The organism is Dermacoccus sp. NHGro5 (genome assembly GCF_017565385.1).
Taxonomy (GTDB): domain Bacteria; phylum Actinomycetota; class Actinomycetes; order Actinomycetales; family Dermatophilaceae; genus Dermacoccus; species Dermacoccus nishinomiyaensis.
The window spans coordinates 203,174-224,960 of the sequence record NZ_JAGEKQ010000008.1; the positions used below are offsets into that span (position 1 = coordinate 203,174).

The following is a 21,787-nucleotide window of genomic DNA, read 5'->3' on the forward strand; positions in this document are numbered from 1 at the left end:
CGACAGTTCGACGTCCGCGCCCGTATCCGCCGACGAGGGGGGCCGCCCCCACGAGTTCGACGGCAGGACGGAGGCCGCGTCCCCCATGGATTCTGCGTCGGATGAACACGCTGATCTCGCCGCACGCCAGGCGCAGATCGTGGCGGCGCTGACGGGGTTGGCGTCCGCCCCGGCCGGCTTCGACGCTCGCCATCTCGACGTCGCGCGGCGAGCGCTGCTGCGCAAGCGAGCGAACGAGCTGCAGTTCGTGTGGCCGATCCTCATCGCGTCGCTCGGCCCGCGGTTGCACCCGTTGTTCGCCGAGTTCGCTCGTGAGCGTCCGACGCGTGGCTCGCGCGCTGACGGTCACGCGTTCGCGCAATGGTTGCGCCGACGCGGCGACCTCCCCCTCGCCGCCGACCTCGAACTCGCCGAGGCACGCCTGTTCTGGGCGTTTCCGACCGACACATCCGGCATGCCGACAGCGCCGGTGCGGCGCACGTCCCGCGTCGCCGTCGAACGGTTTCCCGGCGGCATGCTCGTGCGCCGCGGCCGTCGCGTGACGACGCTCGGACGCCCGTCTGAACGGTAGACACCGACCTGAACGATAGACACCGACACAGAACCGTTCGCGGTCGACGCCCGCTGGCCGTGGACGGAAATCGCAGGGGGTCAGGGTTGCATGTGGCGCCAGGGCTTGGAGAGCTGGAAACGTCGGCCGGTGATCTCGTTCACGGTGATGCGGACGACCGTGTGTTTCTCCGTCGGCACCCAGGGGCGCAGCGGCAACTGTTCCGCACGAGCCTTTTCGGCGCCCTCGAGCACCTCAGCGCGTCCTCGGATGATGACGCTCGACGCCTCGCCGTCGCCGAACCGTCCACTGCCGTTGAGGTCGTCGACCTCGAACGCGACGTCGGAGTTCATCGTCACCCCGAGCAGTTTGCTGCCCTCGGCCGTGCGGAAGAAGATCGCTCCCGCGTCGCTGACGTAGTTGATCGGGACGATCTGCGCCTCACCGACGAGCGTGTATGCCAGTCGCCCGAACGCGTGCTGCGCCAGGAACGCCCAGCACTCGTCCTCGGCGAGGGCGTTGATGACGTCGTGGTCGGCCTGGAAGTCGGGCATGGTGGTCTCCTTCGGGCGGGCGTGTCCTCGTGCCGTTCTCGACATCACCAGCTTGCCGCGTCGAAGCCTCCGATGGGGCAAGACGCGTCCGGGCCCTTCGTCCCTGCCCGCTCGCCCCGTTCCCGCACTTCGACGAGCCACGTCCGCTCCTCACTGTCTTCAGCAACGAGCGCTCTCGACGGGAGGGGCGCATGCCTCGCCGCGTCAGGGCCAGCGCGATTACCCTGGGAGGAGCGACGGGACGAGGGAGGAAAGCACATGCTGGCCGCAGTGTTGCTCATGATCGTCTCGGGTGTGCTCATGGTCGCGATCGTCGCGTTCCTGCTCATCATCAACACCCGCATCGAACGGCAGCAGCGCGAACGCTACTTCGGCGACATCAGCCACGTCCGCATCCCCGACAACGCCCGAGAACTGTCGAAGCCGGCGAAACGCCCCAAACCGCCCTATCGCCCCTTCTGACGGCGATGCACCTCACCCATCTGCGATCTTCGTCCACATTCGGCTCCGCCCGCCCCAGGCACCGTCAGTGCGCGGGGTCGCGCACGACCAGCAGGACGACGAGGGCGACGCCGCAGCCGATGAGCGTCTCGACCGCGCGGTCGACGAGTAGCGGCCCGACGGGCACCTCGTGCACGATCTGCCCCATCATCAGCGCGAGCGGCGTGATGCACAGCAGCGCGAGCGCGTAGTTGCGGCCCACGAGCAGTTCGGCGCCCACCTGCAGCGCCGTGATGACGAGCACCGCCGCGAAACCCTGGGGGTGCCACGGCAGGATGGCGGCCGCCGCGAGCACGCCGAACAGCGTGCCGACGAACCGTTGACCACCGCGGATCATGCGCGCCCGGTGCGTCGCGCCGGACAATCCCGCGACGGCGGCAACCATCGCCCAATAGGGATGCGAGCCGCCGTACTGCGTCCCGATCAGCTTGCCGACGACGCCCGCCGCGCCCACCGCGATGACGAACCGGGCGAGGTGCACGCGCGTCCCCTCAGCCTGCCACGCCTCACGGATCCTGGCCCGCGGCAACGGAATCCAACGACGTTCCCCCGTCTCGCGCAACAGGCCGACACGTCCGATGAGCACCGAGAACGCAGCCGACGCCGCGGAGACGAAAAAGCCGACGGCGACGTTCGACGCCGCCGCGGGCAGCGTCGCGCAGACGGTGAACGCGAACACGACGAACAACGGCCCCGGCGGGTGCCAGCGGAAGGCGTCCGACAACAACGACGCCGCCGCGGCGACGAGCGCACCGGCGGCGATGAGCCACCACTGGTGATGCGGCAGTAGCCCGACGGCGCATCCGAGCGTCACCGCCATGACGAGGACGCCGGCGACGGTCATCTGCAACGCCGTGCGTTCCGCATGCGGCGCGGCGCGTCCGTAGAGGGACGTGAATGCCCCGAAGGCCGCGAACGCCGACCAGTCGAGGTGCCCGGTCACCGTCAGCAGAGTGAGCGGGACGAAGACCGAAACGCCGGCCCGCGCCGCCACCCGGTGAGCACCCGCGTGCGGGCCGAAGCGGAAGAACTCCTGGAGAAAACTGGGATGGGCAGGCGTCGTCACCACGCCATCCTAGAAGCCGTGCCCGCAGCAGCCGGATGCGCCGCGTTTGGACGCCACAGCCACAACTCGTCACCACCCAGGCAGAGCTCCTGCCACCCCATCACTCCTCATGACGACGACACGGCTCGTCGGGGCGACGAGCGACCGCCTCCAGCCCCCTTCCACCGCGCGACGCTGGGGTCACGACCCCGACACCGCGGTTGGTCATCACCCCTCGAGCCCACGCCGCCCTCAGACTCGACCATCGTGTGAGATGGTTCACGCAGCGCCCGAGCAACCTCATGACACTCTCCAGCCATGACGGGGCGTTCGAGGTCTATTCTTACGCCCCCTCACCCCGCGGGGGCTGTACCCGTCTGCGTCAACCGCCTACTGTGAGCAGCAAGCTGGGCGGCGCCGTCGCCCCCACCATCCGGAGCGACGCTCGCCCGGATCGGCCAGATCTGCACAAGGAGTTGCCATGTTCGCTCTCGCCGTCCTGCTGCTCATCGCCGCAGCAGCCCTCGTCCTGTGGGTCCTCTTCGGGCTCAACGGAGAGAACAACAACGACGTCCACTTCCACGGTTTCGGCATCGACGCCAACCTCACGCCGCTCACCGTGTTCCTCCTCGGCGCCCTGACGCTACTGCTCGTGTGGGCCGCGACGCGCCTGATCGCCGCCGGCACGAAGCGCAAGTACCGCCAGCACAAGGAGACGAAGGAGCTCAAGAAGGAGCACCAGCTCAGCGAGAAGCAGCGCCTCGAGGCCGAGCGCGAGCGTGAGCGCCTCGCCGCCGAGCGCGACAAGGAGCACGATCTGCGCGAGACCGCCGAGGCCCGCCAGCGCGTCGCGCAGCGCGACGTCGAGCGCTACCCCGAGGACCACCGCACCACCGAGCACATCAGCACGGAGCGTGTCGGCACCGACCGCGCAGCCGAGGGTCGTCGCGCGGGCGAGGGCGACGTCATCGGCAACCGTGTCGACGGTGTCGTCGACGAGCGCGCCACCGACGGGCGCCACTACCGCAACTGATCTCACCGCGACGACGGTCTGCGTCACCGACCGGATCGCGCCGCCCATGACGAAGGCGCCGCACCCCAGCGAGGGTGCGGCGCCTTCGTCGTTCTCGACGCCCGTGACGCCGGAACCCATCGCCCCGGCGCCCTCCACGTCAGGCCACTCAGACCGCCACGTCAGGCCACGCAGACACGGCCGTTGCGGCCGGGCCCGCCCGTCAGCCTCACCCAGCTGGCGGGGCGCCACCCATCACACACGACAGCGCGCGTGCTCCGCGGGCAGAACCGCAGAACCACGCGCGCTGACGGCGACATCGGGCGTCAGCTCACTTGGCAGCCTCGACGTGCTTCGGCTCCTTCTTCGGCGCCGGCTTCGAGTTGGCGGCGTCGACGAACGCGTGGCGCGGCGTCTCGAGGTCCATGAGGGCGGTGGCGTCGCGGCCGAACATCATGCCGACGGCCCAGTTGCCGAGGATGCGTGCCTTGCGCTCGAGTGTCGGCATCGCGTACGCGTGGTAGCCGCGGTGCATCATCCACGCCGGCAGGCCGCGCAGGCCGTACTTGCCGACCTGGGCGACGCCCTTGCCGACGCCGAGCCCGGCGACGGAGCCGATCGTCTTGTGCTTGTACTGCTTCATCTCGCCGCCGCCGCGAATCGTCGTCAGGATGTTCGCGGCGAGGACGGGCGCGTGACGCAGCGCGTGCTGGGCGTTCGGCACGCAGAACCCGCCGGGGCCCATGCCCGTGACATCGGGGACGGCGGCGTTGTCGCCGGCACCCCAGGCGCCCTCGACGACGTTGCCCTCGTCGTCACGCACACGCAGGTCGGTGCCGACCATGAGACGGCCGCGGTCGTCGATCGGCAGGTCGGAGTCGACGAGGACGGGATTGGCCTTGACGCCCGCGTTCCACACGATCGTGTCGGCGTCGAACTCCTCGCCAGTCGACAAGACGATGTGCTTGTTCTCGCAGCTCTTGAGCTGCGTGTCGAGGTAGACGTCGACGCCGCGCTCGCGCAGGGAGGCGACGACCCACTTCGCCTGCTCCTCGCTGACCTCCGGCATGACGCGGCTCATGGCCTCGACGAGCACGAAGCGCGGGTCTTCGGGCGACAGACGCGTGTAGTACTTGATGGCGTCCTTCACCATGTCCTGGATCTCGGCGATCGCCTCGATGCCGGCGAACCCGCCGCCGACGAAGACGAACGTCAGCGCACGCTTGCGCTCCTCGGGATCGGTGAGGACGGCGGCCTCGTCGAGGCGCGCGAGGACGTGGTCACGCAGCGTGACGGCTTCCTCGATCGTCTTGAAACCGATGCCCTCCTCGGCGAGGCCGGGGATCGGCAGCGCGCGCGGCACGGAGCCGGCGGCCATGACGATGTGGTCGTACTCGAGCGTGAAGTCGTCACCGAGCTCGGGGTCGACGTTGACCGTGCGGTTCGCGTGGTCGATCGACGTCACCTTGCCGGTGATGATCTCCGCACCCTTGAGGTGACGGCGCAGCGGCACGAGCGCGTGACGCGCCTCGATCGAACCGGCGGCGACCTCCGGCAGGAAGGGCTGGTACGTCATGTAGGGGTTCGGGTCGACGACCGTCACCGAACCTTCGCCGTCCTTGAGGGAGGCGAGCAGCTTCTTGGTGGTGATGAAACCCAGGTACCCGCCGCCGACGACGAGGATGCGCGGACGCACGTTGGTGTTCTGCGTGAAAGCCATGCAACAACTCTAGAACCGCCGAGTACGTTCGGCGAAACGCTGACCAAACGACTGATGTTACCGGACAGTAAGGCGCAGCGGGGGTCTGTGAGCCGCGCGACTTTCCAGAGCCCCTCCTCTTTCTGCGTACAAGTGCCCGGGTGCACTTGCACGCAGAAGGAGGGGCCAGCGCGTCAGGTCCTGAGCATCGACAATCGAGCGTCAGAGCTCGAGCGTCAGTTCCTTGCCCTTGCAGCGGCTCACGCAGATCATCATGATGTCGCCCTCTTCACGCTCGTCGTCCTCGAGCACGGAGTCGCGGTGGTCGATCTCGCCGGCGATGACGCCCGTCTCGCACGTGCCGCAGATGCCTTCGAGGCAGGAGCCGAGGACGCTGACACCGGCCTCGCGCACGACCTCGAAGATCGACCTGTCGGCGGGCACGGTGAGGCGCATGTCGGATTCTTCGAGGATGACGTCGAACTCGGTGTTGCCCGAGTCGTCGATCTCCTTGGGGCTGAAGCGTTCGACGTGCGCGACGAGGTTGGCGCGGCTCTTGCACCCGTCCTCGATCGCCGCGAGCAGACGCTCCGGCCCGCACGAGTAGACGAGCGCGGGGCCCGCAGCGTCGGCGTCGGCGAGGGTGGCGGCGAGGTCGAAAGCACCCTTGTCGGCCTTGGGCCAGAACGTCACCCTGTCACCGAAGGAGGCGAGTTCGTCGCGGAAGGCCATCGTCGCCCCGCTGCGCCCGAGGTAGTACAGGTGCCAGTTCTTGCCCTGCGCCTGCGCGGCGCGCACCATCGTCAGGATCGGGGTGATGCCGATGCCGCCCGCGACGAAGACGTACGTCGGCGCCTTGCGCAGTTCGAAGTGGTTGCGTGGGCCGTAGCTGACGAGTTCGTCGCCGACCTTCAGCGTTTCGTGGATGTAGGAGGAACCGCCTCGCGATTCGCTCTCGCGCAGGACGGCGACCTGGAAGCGGCTGCGGTCGGCCGGGTCGCCGCACAGCGAGTACTGACGGATGAGTTCGTCGAACGGGTCGTGCTCGGGCAGGTCGCCCTGCTCGGCGTCCTTCAACTCGGCGTCGCTCACGCCGCCGAGGACGAGGTCGAGGTGCGCTCCGGGGGCCCACTCGGGCAGGTCTGCGCCGTCGGCGGCGCGCAGCGTCAGGAGGCGGACGCCGTCGGCGGCGTCGTCGATCCCGTCGACGACGAGAAGCGTCTTCGCCTCGGGCTGAGTCGATTCCGAAACCATGCCTGTCTCCTTCACTGGGCACAGCGCGCCGTCTCGCCCCCCCTGGCGTGCACGTGCACCCGGGTGCATCTGCACGCAGGGAGGCGAGGCAGGACGCGATGTTGTTCGGGTGCGAACGAGTTGTCAGTCTACGCATGTTCGTGACGGGTGCGTGACCCAGGAAACATTCCATCGCCGCAAAGTCTTTCGGGGGCGAACGATCTGGCCTAGCGTGGGAGCACGCCGCCCCATCGCCCCCGCCTGACGCCTCGATCGTCGTGCGGGCCGTCGCCAGGAGTTCATCATGACCAAGCGTGTCCTCATCGTCCAGCACGACCACTGTTCGCCCCCCGGCGCCGTCGCGGATCGCTTTCGCGAGTGCGGTTACGAGGAGACGCTCTTCCAGGTCGTGCCGGAGAAGGATTTCGAGAACCCGGGCGTCGACGTCGAGTTTCCCGACGTGCGCGAGTTCGACGCGCTCGTCGTCATGGGCTCGTACTGGTCGGCGTGGGACGACGAGATGATCGGCTCATGGTTGGCGCCCGAGATGCAGCTGCTGCGCGACGCGGACACCGCGGGCGTCCCCGTCCTCGGCATCTGCTTCGGCGGGCAGCTTCTGGCGCGCACGCACGGCGGCTCGGTCGGGCGCGCGCCCGAACCGGAGATCGGGTTCGTCGAGGTGAGCAGCGAACGCGAGGACATGGTGCCCGGTGGCAAGTGGTTCGCCTGGCACTACGACCGCTGGCAGGTGCCGCCGGACGCCGTCGAATTCGCGCGCAACGACATGGCGTCGCAGGGTTTCGTGCTGCGCAAGAACCTCGCCGTGCAGTTCCATCCCGAACTCTCCAGCGAGATGCTGACGGGCTGGTGCGACAACGGCGGACGCGAGATGCTCGCCTCCCTCGGGCGCGACGCCGACGCCGAGATCGCTGCCGCGAAGGAATGGGATGACGAGGGACGCCGCCGCGCCGGCGTCCTCGTCGACGGGTTCCTGGAGCAGGTCGCCGCGAGCTGATGAGCGCTGACCTATTCGAACGCGAGGTTCGGCGCCACATGGCGCCGGCTGACGCCCGAGTTCTCGAAGAGACCGACGTAAGAGACGACCTCGACCCCCTGGTCGGCTGGAGCGCGGAGCATTTCGACAGCCTCGACTGACGCGGGCGTCAACGTTGCCCGGATCCGCATCACGGTCGACGCGTTCTCGGGCGATGTTCACGCCCGATCAGGCGGACGCGCCTTTCAGGACGTGAGGTCGTCGCGGTAGAGCCGCGCACAGAAGTCACGCAGCTCGGCGGCGAGGGCGGCGATCTCGTCGACGGCGTGATGCGTCGGCGTCCACGCGGCGTGCAGCGGCATCGTCAGCACCGAGCCGTTGGCGTCACGCACGCGGCGCGGGATGAGCCCGAACCGGGTGTCGTTCGTCAGCACCGCGACGCCGCGCCCCGAGGCCGCGAGCGCCTGGGCGGCTTCCGGCGAGTCGACCTCCTGCACGTGCTGTGGCGCGAGGCCCGCCTCGGCGAACGCGCGCGTCAACACCTGGCTGACGGGGTGTCGGCCCGGCAGCATGACGAGCGGGTCGACGCGTGCGAGCGCCTCGAGACTCACCGAGCGGTCACGCTCGGCGCCCTCACCATCGAGCACGCCCCGGGCGCCGACGTACGCGCGCACCGGCAACTCGGCGATCAGCATCGACGCCACCTCCGGCGGCGGAACGGCTGGTGCGACGACGATGTCCGCGCCCTCCCCGAGCGCCGCGAAGACCTCACTCGTCGAGCGGCTGACGACGTTGACCTCCGGCGCCAACGCACCCCGCGCCGGGCCCGCCGCGAGGAACGGTGCGATGACGTCGCTGAGCGTCGTGCTCGGCGCGGCGATCGTCAACGACGTGAGCCTCCCGGACGCGAGAAACGCCGCAGTGCGCTTGAGCGTCGCCTCCTGTTCGAGCAGGCCGCGGGCCAGCACGAGCAGTTCGGCCCCGGCCGCTGTCAGCCGCACCCCACCCTCGGAACGGACGAGCAACTCGACCCCCAGCTCGCGTTCGAGCGCCCGCAACTGCCGCGAAACCGCAGGCTGGCTGACGTGCGACGCCGCGGACCCCGCCGTCACCGATCCGGCGTCGGCGACCGCGACGAAGTAGCGCAGGACTCGCAGCTCCACGACGGGCGACCTTCCGATGAGGCCATGCCTAGAAGGCATGGCAGAGAGTGAGAACAGGTATCGAGGAGCCTAGCCCCATCTCGTCGATTTCACGTGGCCCACGTCACAGAATGTGCAGGGCACCACTGCCTGACATCACGCGCGAGCATCGGAGACGACCATGACGATCACCCCGCCTGACGGCGCCACAGCTGCTGCCGGCGTGCCCGGGCTGTCGGCCGACGCGATGCCGCAGCTGACCGAATACCTCGGCGAGGCAACGCGATTCATCACGGAGTGGATGAACGAGTACGGCCCTTCCACCCCGCATCCGGCGCAGAGCGTCGAGCACGCGCAGTTCAAGGCGGCATTCGACGAACTGACGTCGCGTCTGAGCGTCAACTACCCGTTCTTCCACCCTCGCTACGTCGGGCAGATGTTGAAGCCGCCGCACCCGGCGGCCGTCGTCGGGTATCTCACGACGATGCTCATCAACCCCAACAACCACGACCTCGACGCCGGCGCCGCGACGACGCGCATGGAGGTCGAGGCGGTCGATGAGATTGCGCGCATGTTCGGGTGCACCGCTCGTCGAACTGCGAGTGAGGACACGAGCGACGCGAGGCCCGGAGCGAGCAGCCGAGACGAGCCAGAGGAATGTGGTGACGGGAACCGACTTTGCCACCTCGGCCACCTGACGACCTCGGGCACCGTCGCGAACCTGGAGGCGCTGTTCGTGGCGCGGGAGACGCATCCGCGCAAGGCGATCGCGCACAGCGCTGACGCGCACTACACGCATGGGCGCATGAGCCACCTGCTCAACGTGCCGTCGGTGTCGATCCCGACCGACAGCCGCGGACGCATGGATCTTGACGCGCTCGAGTGGTTCCTCAAGGGCGGCGGCATCGGCACCGTCGTCATGACGGCCGGGACGACGGGGCTCGGCGCCGTCGATCCGATCGACAAGGCGATTCCGCTGTGCCGCAAGTACGGCGTCCGCGTCCACGTCGACGCCGCGTACGGTGGGTTCTTCCGCCTCCTCGCCGACGACGACTCCCTGCTCGCGCCCGAGGTGGCGGCGGCGTTCCGCGCGATCGACGAGGCCGAATCCGTCGTCATCGACCCGCACAAGCACGGCCTTCAGCCGTACGGCTGCGGCGCGGTGATCTTCAAGGATCCGAACGTCGCGAACTTCTACGACCACACCTCGCCGTACACGTACTTCACGACGGGCGACGACATCCACATGGGCGAGATCTCGCTCGAGTGCTCGCGCTCCGGTGCGTCGGCGGCCGCGTTGTGGATGACGCTGCAGCTGCTGCCGTTGACGCGTGAGGGCATGGGTGAGGTCGTCGCGCCGGGGCGTCGCGCTGCGCTTGCGTGGGCCGAGAAGTTGCGCGCGTCCGACGTGTTCGAGCTGTATCAAGAGCCCGACCTCGACATCGTCAGCTACTTCCCGATCGGCGACTCGCTCACCGACATCGACCGTCGCTCCGGCGCGATCCTCACCGCCGGCATGAACGCCCCACGCGACGAGTCGCTGTTCGTCGCGACGTACCAGGTGGACGCCGACGACATGGCCGCGCGCGGGCACGTCATCGACGAGCGCAGCGCCGGGTCGGCGCAGGAGGGCGAACCCCTCGTCGGCGCGCGCATCCTGCGCAGCGTGACGATGAAGCCCGAGACCGAACCCGTCATCGACCAGATCCACGCGGCTGCCGAGGCCCTCGCCCGACAGGCCGCCACGGCCGAACGCGACGCTCCCCTGCCCGACGAAGAGGTCGCCGAGCCTGGCATCTGACGCATCGCCGGGCCCGTCACACGCGCGTACGGCCAGGTGAGTCACGAAGTGCCGGGTGAGTCATGTGAAAGCGACTCACCCTGCACTTCGTGACTCACCTGCGTCCTGGATAGCCGCCGCGAACACCCGGGCCGACGCCTCGAGACCGTGCGCCCGAGGTACGCGCCGCCGGGACGAACAGTGCCTTTCGTCAGCGCACCTGCGGTTGAGCGACGAGGTCGCCATATTTGGTGCCCCAAAGGCGGTCAGCCAGTTCATAGGCCGCGAGCGCCCAGGGGGCCAGTCGTTCACCCTGCTCGATGTCGAGGGGAGTGAAACGCACGAGCGCGCCCATCGACGCCGGTCCGATCTCGAGCTGCCCCGTCGCCCCGGCCTCGTCGGCGACGACCTGGAGCGCGCCACGCACGTCATCGGTGACGAGCGCGTCGGGCCCCGGGTGACCGCAGACATGGACGGTGGTCGTCTTTGCGGCCTGCACGGCCTCCGTCGCCAGGTAGGCAGAGCCGATTCGCGCCGCGCCGCACGCCTCGACAACGAGGTCTTCGAACTGCGTCACCGCCAGAGGCAGCGTGCCGTGGATGAGCAAGTGCTGGTGCGTGTCGAGCAACGAGAACCGCTCGAGACCCTTGCCGAGCGTTGAGATGCCGCCGCTGTGACGCGGATTGAGCTCATGGGGGATGAAACCCTCAGCGGTGAGGATGCCGTCGATGCCGAAGGAGCCGCGGTAGTGATGGCGCCGCGCGAGCACTTCGCCGACGGCGCGGGCGGTGGCGCGCATCTGATCGCGATCAGCCGGCGCCGGATCCCACCACGAAGAGATGCCCGCCTGACGAAAGCGATCGCTGCCGTGGGGCTGCAGCATCACCAGTTCCACCGGCCGGAGGACGGCGACGCCGTCGTCAGCGACCTGGCCGTGGATGGAGCAGGGCACACCTTCGAGGTAGGGCATGAGACGCAGCCGCTCGGCATGGGGCGCGAGCGCTTCGTATGCGGCCGCGCCGTCGTCCGTGACGTGCCGCACCAGCACCGCGCCACCGTTGAGACCCTCGCTCGCGTCAGCCGACCAGACCGTTCCGACACCGCGATCGAGACGCGCGGCGGCCCCTCGCACCTCGTCGAGGCGTGCTGGGACGACCTCTTCGGGCGCATGCGGGACGCCTGCCGCCTCCCACAGCTCGCGGCTGAGCGTCTTGTCTTCCAACCGCTCCTGCGTCTCGCTGCGCGCGCCGTAGGTGCCTCGCCCGTAGAACGAATCAGCGCCGAGAGCGAGCGCGACGATGACGACAGCCCTCGCCTCGGGGTCGAACGCGTCGAGCACCGCGCCCACCCCGTCGTCTGACTCCCGCAGAAGGTGCTGCCAGGCGCGTACCTCATCGACCACGTCATGCACCGGGCTCATCGCCAAGCGGTGAACCGTGATCCGATCTGGCTCGGGCAGCGGGCCGGTGCCGTCGCCCCACGTGATCACGAGGATGCGCGCGGCACCGTTCTCGCGGGCCTGCACGACGTGACGGGTCGCGCTTGCCAGGACGGGTGCGAGGATGACGACCGGGCGCCCCTCGATGTCGTCACGCCGGCGCGCCGCGAGGTGCTTGCTCAGGCGCTGCAGAGGGTCCGGGCTGGTGTCCATACCCGATCGTAGGGCGGTTCGTGGCCACCGTTCGACCGATTTTCTCACGCGGCGCCATGGCCTGAGGCCGCGCAGCGCACCCCGCGATGGCACCCCGGCGCGGGACACCCGCGCTGCGTGCCGGCACCACGGCAAGACGCCGTATGCGAGCGAGTCGAAGATTCGGGCGGAGGGTGAATCACCCCGCGCCGGGTCATGTCGTTCTATCGCACGCCCCGTAGGCTGGGGGCATGGCTATGAACACGGCGTTCGCCGTCCTTCCCGGCATGACGATCGACGAGCTTCCCAGCGGCATCCTCGACGCGACGACCGACTACGTCACGGGTGAGGAAGCCATCTCGAACGCCCTGCCGGCCGGTTACGTCGGCGCCTTCACAGCGCGCACGAACGACGAGCGCGACGCCGTCGTCCTCGTCGGCTACGAGCTGATGCTGCAGCCCGACCTCATCCCAGACATCGCCGACGAAGCCGTCACCGCCGTCTTCGCGGGCGGCTCGAAGACGTGGCTGCTCATCATCGACGCCGGCGAGTCGAGCCGCATGCTGTCGCTCGACGACGCGCAGATCACCGCCGAGGACGGCGAGCCCGTCGAGGGAGAGCCGACGTCCGTCATCGACGGTGACCCCGAGAAGACGCTCAAGAAGGCGGTCGGCGACCTCACAGGCGTCAGCCTCGACGCCGTCATCGCCGACAAGGGCCTGCTCGTCATCGTCGAGGACTGACGCTTCGGGTGGCCGCGCGAACCGACCGACCACGTCGACATCGCGTTCGCCGCTGCCCACGCAGCAAGGCGGGTAACTCACGGGTAGGCGCGAAGTTCCGCGCCAACCCGTGAGTTACCCGCCACCGTGCGTCATTCGCCGCGTCAGTTGGCCCACTGGACACGAACCGGGAGCTTCTTCACCCCGTTGACGAAGTTCGAGCGCACGCGCTTGACGTCGCCGGCAAGCTCGATCGAGTCGATGCGCGGCAGCAGCTCCTCGAGCAGCAGACGAATCTCGAGGCGCGCGAGGTTGTTGCCGAGGCACAGGTGCGGTGAGCCCTTGCCGAACGTCATGTGATCGACGTTCTTGCGCGTCACGTCGATCTTGTACGGCTCGGGGAAGACGTCTTCGTCGCGGTTGCCGGAAGCGAACCACATGACGACCTTGTCGCCGGCCTTGATCTGCTTGCCGCCGAGCTCGACGTCCTTCGTCGCCGTCCGACGGAAGTGGTAGACGGGCGACGCCCAGCGCAGCAGCTCCTCGAGGCCCGACTCGATGAGCGACGGGTCGTCCTTCATCGCCTTGAACTGATCGGGCTGCGCGATGAGGCCGAGCGTGATCTGGCTGATCGCGTGACGCGTCGTCTCGTTGCCGGCGATGACGAGCAGCGAGAAGTAGTTGTTGAAGTCCTGGTCGGTGAGCGAAACCCCGTCCTCGGGCATCTTGTTCGCGAGGATCGAGACGAGGTCCTTGCCGTCGCCACCGACGCGCTTGTCGCGCAGGTCGCGGCCGTAGTCCCACACGTCCTGAACCGTCGGCGAACGGAACGGCAGGTGACGGTACTTCTCCGACTCGGGCGAGTCGAGCAGGTGCTCGGTGTAATCGGGGTCGGTGTTCGCGACCATCTCGTTGCCCCACTGGATGAGCTGGCCCGTGTGCTCACGCGGCACGTCGAGCAGACGCGCGAGCACCTGGATCGGGAAGTCCGCGGAGATCTTCTCGACGAAGTCGAACTCGCCGTTCGGCGACGCCTTCTTCGCCTCGTCGACGGTGTTCTTCGTCAGCTCGCGCAGGAACGCCTCGTAGTTCTTCAGCAGGTTGCGCGGCGAGAACTCGCGCTGGATGAGCTTGCGCAGCGCGGCGTGACGGGCGCCGTCCGTCTCGAGGATGGAGCGGCGGAAATCCATGAGGTCGTCGTCGACGTCCTCGAGGTTGACGAACTGCTCCGACGTGAACGTCTCGGAATCCTTGTCGACGGCCCAGATGTCGTCGTACTTCGTGACGGCCCAGAAGCCCTTGCCGTCGCTCTCCTGGGTCCAGTGCACCGGGTCGGCGTGACGCAACGCGTCGAACTGCGCCCATCCCTCGTTGTCGCGGAAGCGGTCGATGTTGGACAAGTCGACGTCGGCGACGTCGAACGCGGCGTCGGCCTTGGGAGCTGCGCCCTGGTCGATGATGGTCATGTCGTCTCTCCTCGTTCAGCAGGAAAATCGGGAAGGGTGCGCGAAGCGCCTGGCCGCGGGCGCGATCACAGGTGGTAGGTGTACTCGCGGAACTCCCAGTCGGTGATGAAGCTGTTGAAGCGCTCGATCTCGTTGCGCTTGTAGGCGAGGAACGTCGCGACGAACTGCTCGCCGAGCACCTCACGCATCTCGGTGTCCGCCTCGAGCGCGTCGAGTGCGGCGCACAGCGACGACGGCAGCATCGGCGAACGTTCCGGGTCGTAGCCGTAGCCGACGAGCGGCTCGCCGGGGTCGATCTCGTCACGGATGCCGAGGTAGGCAGCGGCCAGCGTCGCCGCCGTCAGCAGGTACGGGTTGGCCGACGCGTCGCCGAGGCGCAGTTCGAGACGCGATGCGGAGCCGCGCTCCGGCGGGATGCGCACCATCGCGCTGCGGTTGTCGAGACCCCAGTCGATGAGCCACGGCGCGAGCGTGTCGGGCCCGAACCGCTTGTACGAGTTGATCGTCGGGTTTGCGAGCGCCGTCAGCGCCGGCGCATGCTTGAGGATGCCGCCGATCGCGTGGTGCGCGACCTTCGACAGGCCGTGCTCGCCGTTCGGGTCGTCGAACAGGTGGTTGCCGTCGGCGTCCTGCGTCGAGAAGTGCAGGTGGAAACCGGAACCACCCTCGTCGTTGAACGGCTTCGCCATGAACGTCGCGAGCTTGCCGCGCGCCCGCGCCATCTCCTTGACGGCGGCCTTGAAGCGGAACGCGCGGTCGGAGGCGTCCATCGCGTCGGAGTGCCACAGGTTGATCTCGAACTGCCCGCTCGAGAACTCGTGGTTCGCGGCGACGACCTCGATGTCGTACTCGCCGAGCTGACGCAGCGTCTGCAGCAACACGTTCTCCGGGTCACCACGCAGGCCGCTGACGTAGACGTTGCCGCTCATCTCGCCGTAGCGCGACCAGCCGGAATCGGAGTTCTCGTCCTCCTGCAGCACGTAGAACTCGAGCTCGGGCCCGCAGATCGGCGTGCCGGCGATCGAGGAGAACTTCTCGATGACGTTCTTCAGCACGTAGCGCGGGCTCTCGGCTGACGGCGAGCCGTCGGGGTTGAAGACGTCGGCGATGACGTGTGCGACGCCCGGCTCCCACGGCACGCGCGTCAGCGTCTCGATGTCGGGGCGCGCGACGATGTCCGGCAGGCCGGCGGCGAGCCCACCCTCGATGTCGACGACGTCGCCCATCGGCGTCGTGCCGTACACGCTGCGGCAGAACGCAACGCCGTGCCCCGTCGTGCGTTCGAAGCGGTTGACGAGCAGGTCCTTGCTGCGGTCGGTGCCGATGATGTCGGAGTAGCCGAGGCGGATGACGTCGATGCCCTCCGCCCGACACTTCGCCATGGCCTCGGCCATGGCCCCCGGCTCGCTCGACTTGCTCCCTGAGTTCGTCATGCCTCGTCGCCTCTCACGCCGTTGTGAGCGAACCTCGACGGTTGCCGGGTCGGGGTGCGCACGTTTCGTTCGGGTCCGAACATACCGTGTGACTCACGCCACACAAACCCTCATGATCGGATAGCCTAGCGCGTGTCGTACGGATACGAACGATTTACGGCGAAGGAACTTCGACGCCCTCGCCGCGCGCACACGCGCCGATACCGAAAGGGCTCTGCCATGAGCGAATCCCCCGAACTCAAGGGTTTCTTCTACCCGCGCACCGTCGGCGGCACGTCGGGCATCATCCCGTCACCGCCGTGGTACTACTCGGGCGACCTGCTCACCGTCGAGTACCGCACGAACCCCGAGCGCGTACGCGAACTGCTGCCCGAACCGCTGGAGCTCGCCGACGAGGACCCGGGCGCCGTCGCGCTCATCTGGGCCGACTGGCAGTCGTGCAGCTCGTCGCGCGAGGAGCTGCTCGACCCGGTGCGCGCGCAGTACAAGGAGGCGTTCGTCGTCGTGCGCTGCTCCTACGAGGGCCGCACGTTCAGCCGCTGCGTCTACATCTGGGTCGACAAGGACTTCGCCATCGGCCGCGGCCTGCACCAGGGCTACCCGAAGAAGCTCGGCTCGATGTGGCAGACGCGCCCGCACCCCTTCAGCCAGGGCGCGCCGCAGATCGCGGAGGGCGGAATGTTCGGCGCGACGCTCGCGGCGGGCGACCGTCGCCTCGCCGAGGCGGTGCTGACGCTGCGCGAACCGTCCGAGACGAGCGGCTTCGTCAACGGCCACCCGATGGCCCACCACCGCATCTACCCCGACATCGCGCGCGGCGCTACGGGTGACGCCTACAGCGAGCTGATCTCCTCGGGCGCGTCGGAGTTCGAGGGTGGCCAGGCGTGGAAGGGTGACGTCGACCTGCGCCTGTTCGAATCGCCCACGGAGGAACTCGCCGCCCTGGAGGTCGACGAGATCATCGGCGGCTACTACCGGCAGATCGGCGTCGTCTGGAACGGCGGCGAGACGCTCGAACGTCTCGTGTGAGCCAGGCGGCCGCGAAGGGCGGCAGCCTGCGTCGCAGATGAGTTCGTGGACACACGGCACGCAGCGTCACGCCGCCGACCCACCCCACCCCGGACGGGTGTAGTGTGATTTGGGTCACTACGAGAGGGGAAGGGATGCGGCACAAATCCCGTCCACAGGGTTGCGCCTGCGGGTGCGGCCCCGGCTGCGTCCACGCTCGGCTCGCCGACGCGATCCCCCTCGTCAGTTCGCTGTTGAGCGCGACGGCACGCGACGAGGGTCTCGTCATCGCCATCGCGGACCGCGAGGCACGCCTGCACTACGTCGACGGAGACTCCCGCGCCCGCAGCCGCGCCGAGAGCATCGGCTTCACCGCGGGGGCGAACTGGTCGGAGGCGCAGGTCGGCACGAACGCGCCGGGCCGAGCTGTGGCCCGCGGCGAGGCGGTCTCGATCCATCGCGAGGAGCACACGCGCCCGGACGTCCACCCGTTCAGCTGCTCCGCGGCGCCGCTCGTCGACCCCGTCACCGGCGAGGTGCTCGGCGCTCTCGACGTGACGGGAGGTGACGCTGCGGCAGACCGGCGCACCCTCGCACTCGTGCAGGCCACCGCGGCCGCGGCCGCTCGTGAACTTCGCCTCGCCGGGGTGCCGGTCGCCCCTCCACCGCACACGAGCGCGCGGCTGCGTCTCGTCCACCACGGCCGCCCCTGCATCGAAACGGGTACGGCCACCCACGCACTCACCGACCGCCACGCCGAACTCCTCGCGACACTCGCGCTCGAACCCCAAGGCCTCAGCGCCGACGAGATCGGGGCCCTCGTCTACCCGGACGGCACGCCGCCCGCCACCATCCGCGGCGAGTTGCTGCGGCTTCGTCGACGGCTCGACACGATTCCCGGCGCGCCGAACCTCGAAAGCCGCCCCTACCGCCTCACGGGGCCACTGCTCATCGACGCCGTCCAGGTCACGGAGCATCTGCGTCGCGGCGAGCACGACGAAGCCCTCGAGCTGTATCGCGGAGCCTCGCTGACGCGCAGCGAGGCGGAGCCCGTCGTCGACCTGCTGCGTTCGACGTCCGGGTCGCTGCGCGAAGCGATGCTCAGTGACGCCACTCCCGAGACCCTTCTGCGCTACCTCGACCTGCCCGAGGCCGCCGATGACGTCGAGTCGTGGCACATGGCACTCACCGTCCTGCCACCGCGCGCGCCACAGCGGGCCATCGTTCTCACGCATCTCGAACAGCTCGACACTCGCCTGCGCCAGGCGAACTGACGCCCGCAGAGCGCGTTGCACGGGCAGTGCAACGTTGATGCAACGCAGCCCTTCGTAACGTGACGCACATCACGCAACCCCGCGTCACACCCGCGGGCTCAGGGAAAGGAAGCTGCGATGACGGTCTACGCCAACCCGGGAACCGAGGGCTCCAAGGTCGAGTTCAAGAAGCGCTACGAGCACTTCATCGGCGGCGAATGGGTCGCGCCGAAGAAGGGGCAGTACTTCGAGAACCCCACCCCGGTCACCGGCAAGACGTTCTGCGAGGTGGGCCGCGGCACCGCCGAGGACATCGAGGCCGCCCTCGACGCGGCATGGGCGGCGGCACCGACGTGGAACAAGACCTCGCCCGCGGAGCGGGCACTCATCCTCAACCGGATCGCCGACCGGATGGAGGAGAACCTCGAGAAGATCGCCGTCGCGGAGACGTGGGACAACGGCAAGCCGGTGCGCGAGACGCTCAACGCCGACATCCCCCTCGCGATCGACCACTTCCGCTACTTCGCCGGTGCCATCCGCGCGCAGGAAGGCAGCCTCTCGCAGATCGACGAGGACACCGTCGCTTACCACTTCCACGAGCCGCTCGGCGTCGTCGGGCAGATCATCCCGTGGAACTTCCCCATCCTCATGGCCGTGTGGAAGCTCGCGCCGGCGCTGGCGGCCGGCAACTGCGTCGTCCTCAAGCCCGCCGAGCAGACGCCCGCGTCGATCATGGTGCTCATCGAACTGATCGAGGACCTCCTCCCCGCAGGAGTCGTCAACGTCGTCAACGGGTTCGGCGTCGAGGCCGGCGCGCCGCTCGCGTCGAACAAGCGCATCCGCAAGATCGCGTTCACGGGTGAGACGACGACCGGCCGCCTCATCATGCAGTACGCCTCGGAGAACCTCATCCCGGTGACGCTCGAGCTCGGCGGCAAGAGCCCCAACATCTTCTTCGAGGACATCGCGCAGGCCGACGACGCGTTCTACGACAAGGCGCAGGAGGGCTTCACCCTCTTCGCTCTCAACCAGGGCGAGGTGTGCACCTGCCCGTCACGCGCGCTCGTCCAGGAGTCGATCTACGAGCAGTTCATGGCCGACGTCGTCGAGCGCACGAAGAAGATCAAGGCCGGTAACCCGCTCGACGACTCGACGATGATCGGTGCGCAGGCCTCCAACGACCAGTTGCAGAAGATCCTGTCCTACCTCGACATCGGCCAGAAGGAAGGCGCGAAGGTGCTCACCGGTGGTCGGCAGGCCGAGTTGGACGGCGATCTGGGCGGCGGCTTCTACGTCGAGCCGACCATCTTCGAGGGCACGAACAACATGCGGATCTTCCAGGAGGAGATCTTCGGGCCGGTCGTGTCCGTGGCGAAGTTCGGCACGTACGACGAGGCACTGAAGATCGCGAACGACACCCTCTACGGCCTCGGCGCCGGTGTGTGGTCCCGCAACGGCAACACCGCCTACCGCGCGGGCCGCGACATCCAGGCGGGCCGCGTGTGGGTGAACAACTACCACAACTACCCGGCCCACGCCGCGTTCGGCGGCTACAAGAGCTCCGGCATCGGGCGGGAGAACCACCTCATGATGCTCGACCACTACCAGCAGACGAAGAACCTCCTCGTCTCCTACTCGGAGAACAAGCTCGGCTTCTTCTGAGCCGACCCGCATCACGGATCAGATCGCAACCACACGAAGGGAAGAGTCATGAGCACCATGCAAGCTGCAGTCGTGGACGTCTTCGGCGAAGACCTGAACGTCAAGGATGTGGAACTGCCGGAACCCGGGCCGGGTCAAGCGCTCGTCAAGCTGATCGCATCGGGTGTGTGCCACACCGACCTGCACGCCAAGGACGGTGACTGGCCGGTCAAGCCCGAACCGCCGTTCATCCCCGGCCACGAGGGAGTCGGCGTCGTCGAGAAACTCGGCGAGGGCGTCACCGAACTCGCCGTCGGCGACATGGTGGGCAACGCCTGGCTCGCCTCCGCGTGCGGCACGTGTGAACACTGCCGCAACGGCTGGGAGACGCTGTGCGAGGAGCAGACCAACGGCGGGTACAGCGTCAACGGCTCGTTCGGGCAGTACATGCTCGTCGACGCCACGTTCGCCGCTCGCATCCCCGAGGGCGCGGACCCCCACGAGATCGCTCCCGTGCTGTGCGCCGGCGTCACCGTGTACAAGGGTCTGAAGGTGACGGAGGTGCGCCCCGGGCAGTGGGTCGTCATCTCCGGCATCGGCGGGCTGGGGCACATCGCCGTCCAGTACGCCAAGGCCATGGGCATGCGGATCGTCGCCGTGGACGTCGCCGACGACAAGTTGGAGCTCGCGAAGAAGCACGGCGCGGAGGTCACGGTGAACGCCGCGGTCGAGGACCCGACGCAGGCCGTCCTCGACGCCACAGGCGGTGGCGCCCACGGCGTCCTCGTCACGGCGGTGCACCCCAAGGCGTTCGGCCAGGCCATCGGCATGGCGCGTCGCGGGGGAACCATCGTGTTCAACGGTCTTCCTCCGGGTGATTTCCCGGCGCCGATCTTCGACGTCGTCCTCAAGGGCCTGACGATCCGCGGATCGATCGTCGGCACCCGGCAGGACATGGTCGAGGCGCTCGACTTCTACGCCCGAGGCCTCATCCACCCGACGTTCAGCAAGCGGAACCTCGACGACATCAACGCGGTGTTCGACGAGATGCACCACGGCAAGATCGACGGGCGCGTCGTCATCGACTACACGACGGAGCGCGAGGACAAGTGATGAACCTCGAGTCACGAGCCGGTGTGGCCGGAGAGACCGTCAGCCGGGTCGCCCTGACGCCGGACGCCGTCGCTCTGCTGCACCAGCTCGTGGCCGAGCACGGTCGTCTCATGTTCCACCAGTCCGGCGGGTGCTGTGACGGGTCGACCCCGATGTGTTACCCGGCAGGACAGTTCCGCACGGGTCAGGCCGACGTCCTGCTCGGCACGTTCACGCTCCCGGACGTGGCAGGCGACGATGCCGAGTTGGAGTTCTGGATGAGCCGGGAACAGTTCGAGACGTGGAAGCACACTCACCTCACCGTCGACGCCATCGACGGACGCGGCGGAGGCTTCTCCCTCGAGGCGCCCGAGGGCAAACGCTTCCTCATTCGCTCCGATCTGATGTGAGAGAACCTCGCGCGGCCGGGGGCACGGTGGACGTCATCCACGTCTGTTCGGATCCGAAAGATAATGTGGGCTGATGCCGAGTCATCACACGCTGCTCGAGACCGAGACCCTGGCCTCCAGCAAGCTGGCCGACGCGAAGATCGATGTTGCCGCCATGCACGCCGTCAGCAGCATCCACCGCGCGGCGAACGCATCGCGCAACCACATGACGAACACCGTCCTGCGTCCGCACGAGCTGTCGTGGACGGGTTTCGTCGTGCTGTGGAGCGTGTGGATCTACGGCGAACCCGAGACGCGCGAGGTCGCCGAGAGCGCCGGCATCAGCAAGGCGACGCTGTCGGGCGTCGTCAAGACCCTCTCAGCCCGGGGATGGCTCAAGCGCACCCAGTCGTCGAGTGACAAGCGGTTCGCGCACCTGTCACTGACGCCCGCCGGTATGACGCTCATGGAGGAGCTGTTCCCCCAGTTCAACTCCGGCGAACAGCAACTCGTCGCCGACCTGACGCCCGACGAACTCACCGTCCTGACGAAGGCACTCCGCAAGGTCGTGACGACGGCCGAAGGCCTCGGCGCCGACACGTCCGCCTGACGTCCACCCGAGGCCCGCCCGGCGCAGCATGGC

At 68.3% G+C, this 21,787-nt stretch carries 21 protein-coding genes; 13 read left to right on the forward strand and 8 right to left on the reverse strand.

The genetic code is table 11. The features are described from left to right. The first annotated feature begins 85 nt into the window (after window positions 1-85). Window positions 86-571, forward strand: a complete 486-nt coding sequence (locus J4Z35_RS05115; RefSeq protein WP_074040964.1) for a hypothetical protein — start codon at window positions 86-88, stop codon at window positions 569-571. An 80-nt stretch (window positions 572-651) separates the two neighbouring features. Here the strand turns inward: J4Z35_RS05115 and J4Z35_RS05120 are convergent, their stop codons facing one another. Beyond that, window positions 652-1,104, reverse strand: a complete 453-nt coding sequence (locus J4Z35_RS05120) for a pyridoxamine 5'-phosphate oxidase family protein (RefSeq protein ID WP_074040950.1) — start codon at window positions 1,102-1,104, stop codon at window positions 652-654. A 258-nt stretch (window positions 1,105-1,362) separates the two neighbouring features. Between J4Z35_RS05120 and J4Z35_RS05125 the strand changes: the two genes are divergently transcribed. Continuing rightward, the gene (locus J4Z35_RS05125; protein ID WP_006947152.1) at window positions 1,363-1,566 is read left to right on the forward strand and encodes a hypothetical protein; all 204 of its coding nucleotides are present in this window, start codon (window positions 1,363-1,365) and stop codon (window positions 1,564-1,566) included. Between the two features lie 64 nt (window positions 1,567-1,630). On the opposite strand, the gene J4Z35_RS14690 is transcribed toward J4Z35_RS05125, so the two are convergent. Beyond that, on the reverse strand, window positions 1,631-2,671 hold the full coding sequence (locus J4Z35_RS14690; RefSeq protein ID WP_074040963.1) for an FUSC family protein: 1,041 nt from the start codon (window positions 2,669-2,671) through the stop codon (window positions 1,631-1,633). Window positions 2,672-3,131: 460 nt separating this feature from the next. On the opposite strand from J4Z35_RS14690, the gene J4Z35_RS05135 reads away from it, so the two are divergent. Then, window positions 3,132-3,683, forward strand: coding sequence for a hypothetical protein (locus J4Z35_RS05135; RefSeq protein ID WP_062256229.1), 552 nt, complete (start codon window positions 3,132-3,134; stop codon window positions 3,681-3,683). 310 nt (window positions 3,684-3,993) lie between these two features. On the opposite strand, the gene J4Z35_RS05140 is transcribed toward J4Z35_RS05135, so the two are convergent. Further along, on the reverse strand, window positions 3,994-5,382 hold the full coding sequence (locus J4Z35_RS05140; RefSeq protein WP_006947068.1) for an NAD(P)/FAD-dependent oxidoreductase: 1,389 nt from the start codon (window positions 5,380-5,382) through the stop codon (window positions 3,994-3,996). Window positions 5,383-5,583: 201 nt separating this feature from the next. Further along, complete coding sequence (locus tag J4Z35_RS05145) at window positions 5,584-6,615, reverse strand: PDR/VanB family oxidoreductase (RefSeq protein ID WP_074040949.1); 1,032 nt, start codon at window positions 6,613-6,615, stop codon at window positions 5,584-5,586. A 283-nt stretch (window positions 6,616-6,898) separates the two neighbouring features. Here J4Z35_RS05145 and J4Z35_RS05150 point away from each other — a divergent pair, with 283 nt between their 5' ends. After that, complete coding sequence (locus J4Z35_RS05150) at window positions 6,899-7,609, forward strand: type 1 glutamine amidotransferase (protein ID WP_074040948.1); 711 nt, start codon at window positions 6,899-6,901, stop codon at window positions 7,607-7,609. Continuing rightward, window positions 7,609-7,749, forward strand: coding sequence for a hypothetical protein (locus J4Z35_RS05155; RefSeq protein ID WP_186316786.1), 141 nt, complete (start codon window positions 7,609-7,611; stop codon window positions 7,747-7,749). Before J4Z35_RS05150 ends, J4Z35_RS05155 begins: the two co-directional genes overlap by 1 nt. An 84-nt stretch (window positions 7,750-7,833) precedes the next feature. On the opposite strand, the gene J4Z35_RS05160 is transcribed toward J4Z35_RS05155, so the two are convergent. Beyond that, complete coding sequence (locus tag J4Z35_RS05160) at window positions 7,834-8,751, reverse strand: LysR family transcriptional regulator (protein ID WP_074040947.1); 918 nt, start codon at window positions 8,749-8,751, stop codon at window positions 7,834-7,836. 160 nt (window positions 8,752-8,911) lie between these two features. On the opposite strand from J4Z35_RS05160, the gene J4Z35_RS05165 reads away from it, so the two are divergent. Continuing rightward, window positions 8,912-10,531 (forward strand): aminotransferase class V-fold PLP-dependent enzyme, encoded by a 1,620-nt coding sequence (locus J4Z35_RS05165; RefSeq protein ID WP_074040946.1) that lies wholly within the window; start codon window positions 8,912-8,914, stop codon window positions 10,529-10,531. 190 nt (window positions 10,532-10,721) lie between these two features. Here J4Z35_RS05165 and J4Z35_RS05170 read toward each other — a convergent pair whose 3' ends face one another. After that, complete coding sequence (locus J4Z35_RS05170) at window positions 10,722-12,161, reverse strand: hypothetical protein (protein WP_074040945.1); 1,440 nt, start codon at window positions 12,159-12,161, stop codon at window positions 10,722-10,724. A gap of 230 nt (window positions 12,162-12,391) precedes the next feature. On the opposite strand from J4Z35_RS05170, the gene J4Z35_RS05175 reads away from it, so the two are divergent. Further along, window positions 12,392-12,883, forward strand: coding sequence for a hypothetical protein (locus J4Z35_RS05175; RefSeq protein WP_131940319.1), 492 nt, complete (start codon window positions 12,392-12,394; stop codon window positions 12,881-12,883). Window positions 12,884-13,026: 143 nt separating this feature from the next. On the opposite strand, the gene J4Z35_RS05180 is transcribed toward J4Z35_RS05175, so the two are convergent. Both J4Z35_RS05180 and J4Z35_RS05185 read right to left on the reverse strand, forming a co-directional pair. Next, complete coding sequence (locus J4Z35_RS05180) at window positions 13,027-14,328, reverse strand: cytochrome P450 (protein WP_074040944.1); 1,302 nt, start codon at window positions 14,326-14,328, stop codon at window positions 13,027-13,029. A 65-nt stretch (window positions 14,329-14,393) separates the two neighbouring features. Then, window positions 14,394-15,761, reverse strand: coding sequence for a glutamine synthetase family protein (locus J4Z35_RS05185; RefSeq protein ID WP_208065415.1), 1,368 nt, complete (start codon window positions 15,759-15,761; stop codon window positions 14,394-14,396). 219 nt (window positions 15,762-15,980) lie between these two features. On the opposite strand from J4Z35_RS05185, the gene J4Z35_RS05190 reads away from it, so the two are divergent. The 6 genes from J4Z35_RS05190 (at window position 15,981) to J4Z35_RS05215 (ending at window position 21,754) form a co-directional block, all read left to right on the forward strand. Further along, window positions 15,981-16,790 (forward strand): acetoacetate decarboxylase family protein, encoded by an 810-nt coding sequence (locus J4Z35_RS05190; protein WP_074040943.1) that lies wholly within the window; start codon window positions 15,981-15,983, stop codon window positions 16,788-16,790. Window positions 16,791-17,023: 233 nt separating this feature from the next. Then, a complete protein-coding gene (locus tag J4Z35_RS05195; protein WP_050786604.1) occupies window positions 17,024-18,043 on the forward strand; it encodes a GAF domain-containing protein in 1,020 nt (339 codons plus the stop codon). A gap of 117 nt (window positions 18,044-18,160) precedes the next feature. After that, a complete protein-coding gene (adh, locus tag J4Z35_RS05200) occupies window positions 18,161-19,684 on the forward strand; it encodes an aldehyde dehydrogenase (RefSeq protein ID WP_038566502.1) in 1,524 nt (507 codons plus the stop codon). A 48-nt stretch (window positions 19,685-19,732) separates the two neighbouring features. Beyond that, a complete protein-coding gene (gene adhP / locus J4Z35_RS05205) occupies window positions 19,733-20,776 on the forward strand; it encodes an alcohol dehydrogenase AdhP (protein ID WP_006947064.1) in 1,044 nt (347 codons plus the stop codon). Next, complete coding sequence (locus J4Z35_RS05210; protein WP_006946990.1) at window positions 20,776-21,165, forward strand: DUF779 domain-containing protein; 390 nt, start codon at window positions 20,776-20,778, stop codon at window positions 21,163-21,165. Before adhP ends, J4Z35_RS05210 begins: the two co-directional genes overlap by 1 nt. A 73-nt stretch (window positions 21,166-21,238) precedes the next feature. Continuing rightward, on the forward strand, window positions 21,239-21,754 hold the full coding sequence (locus J4Z35_RS05215) for a MarR family transcriptional regulator (RefSeq protein ID WP_074040942.1): 516 nt from the start codon (window positions 21,239-21,241) through the stop codon (window positions 21,752-21,754). Window positions 21,755-21,787 lie beyond the last annotated feature (33 nt).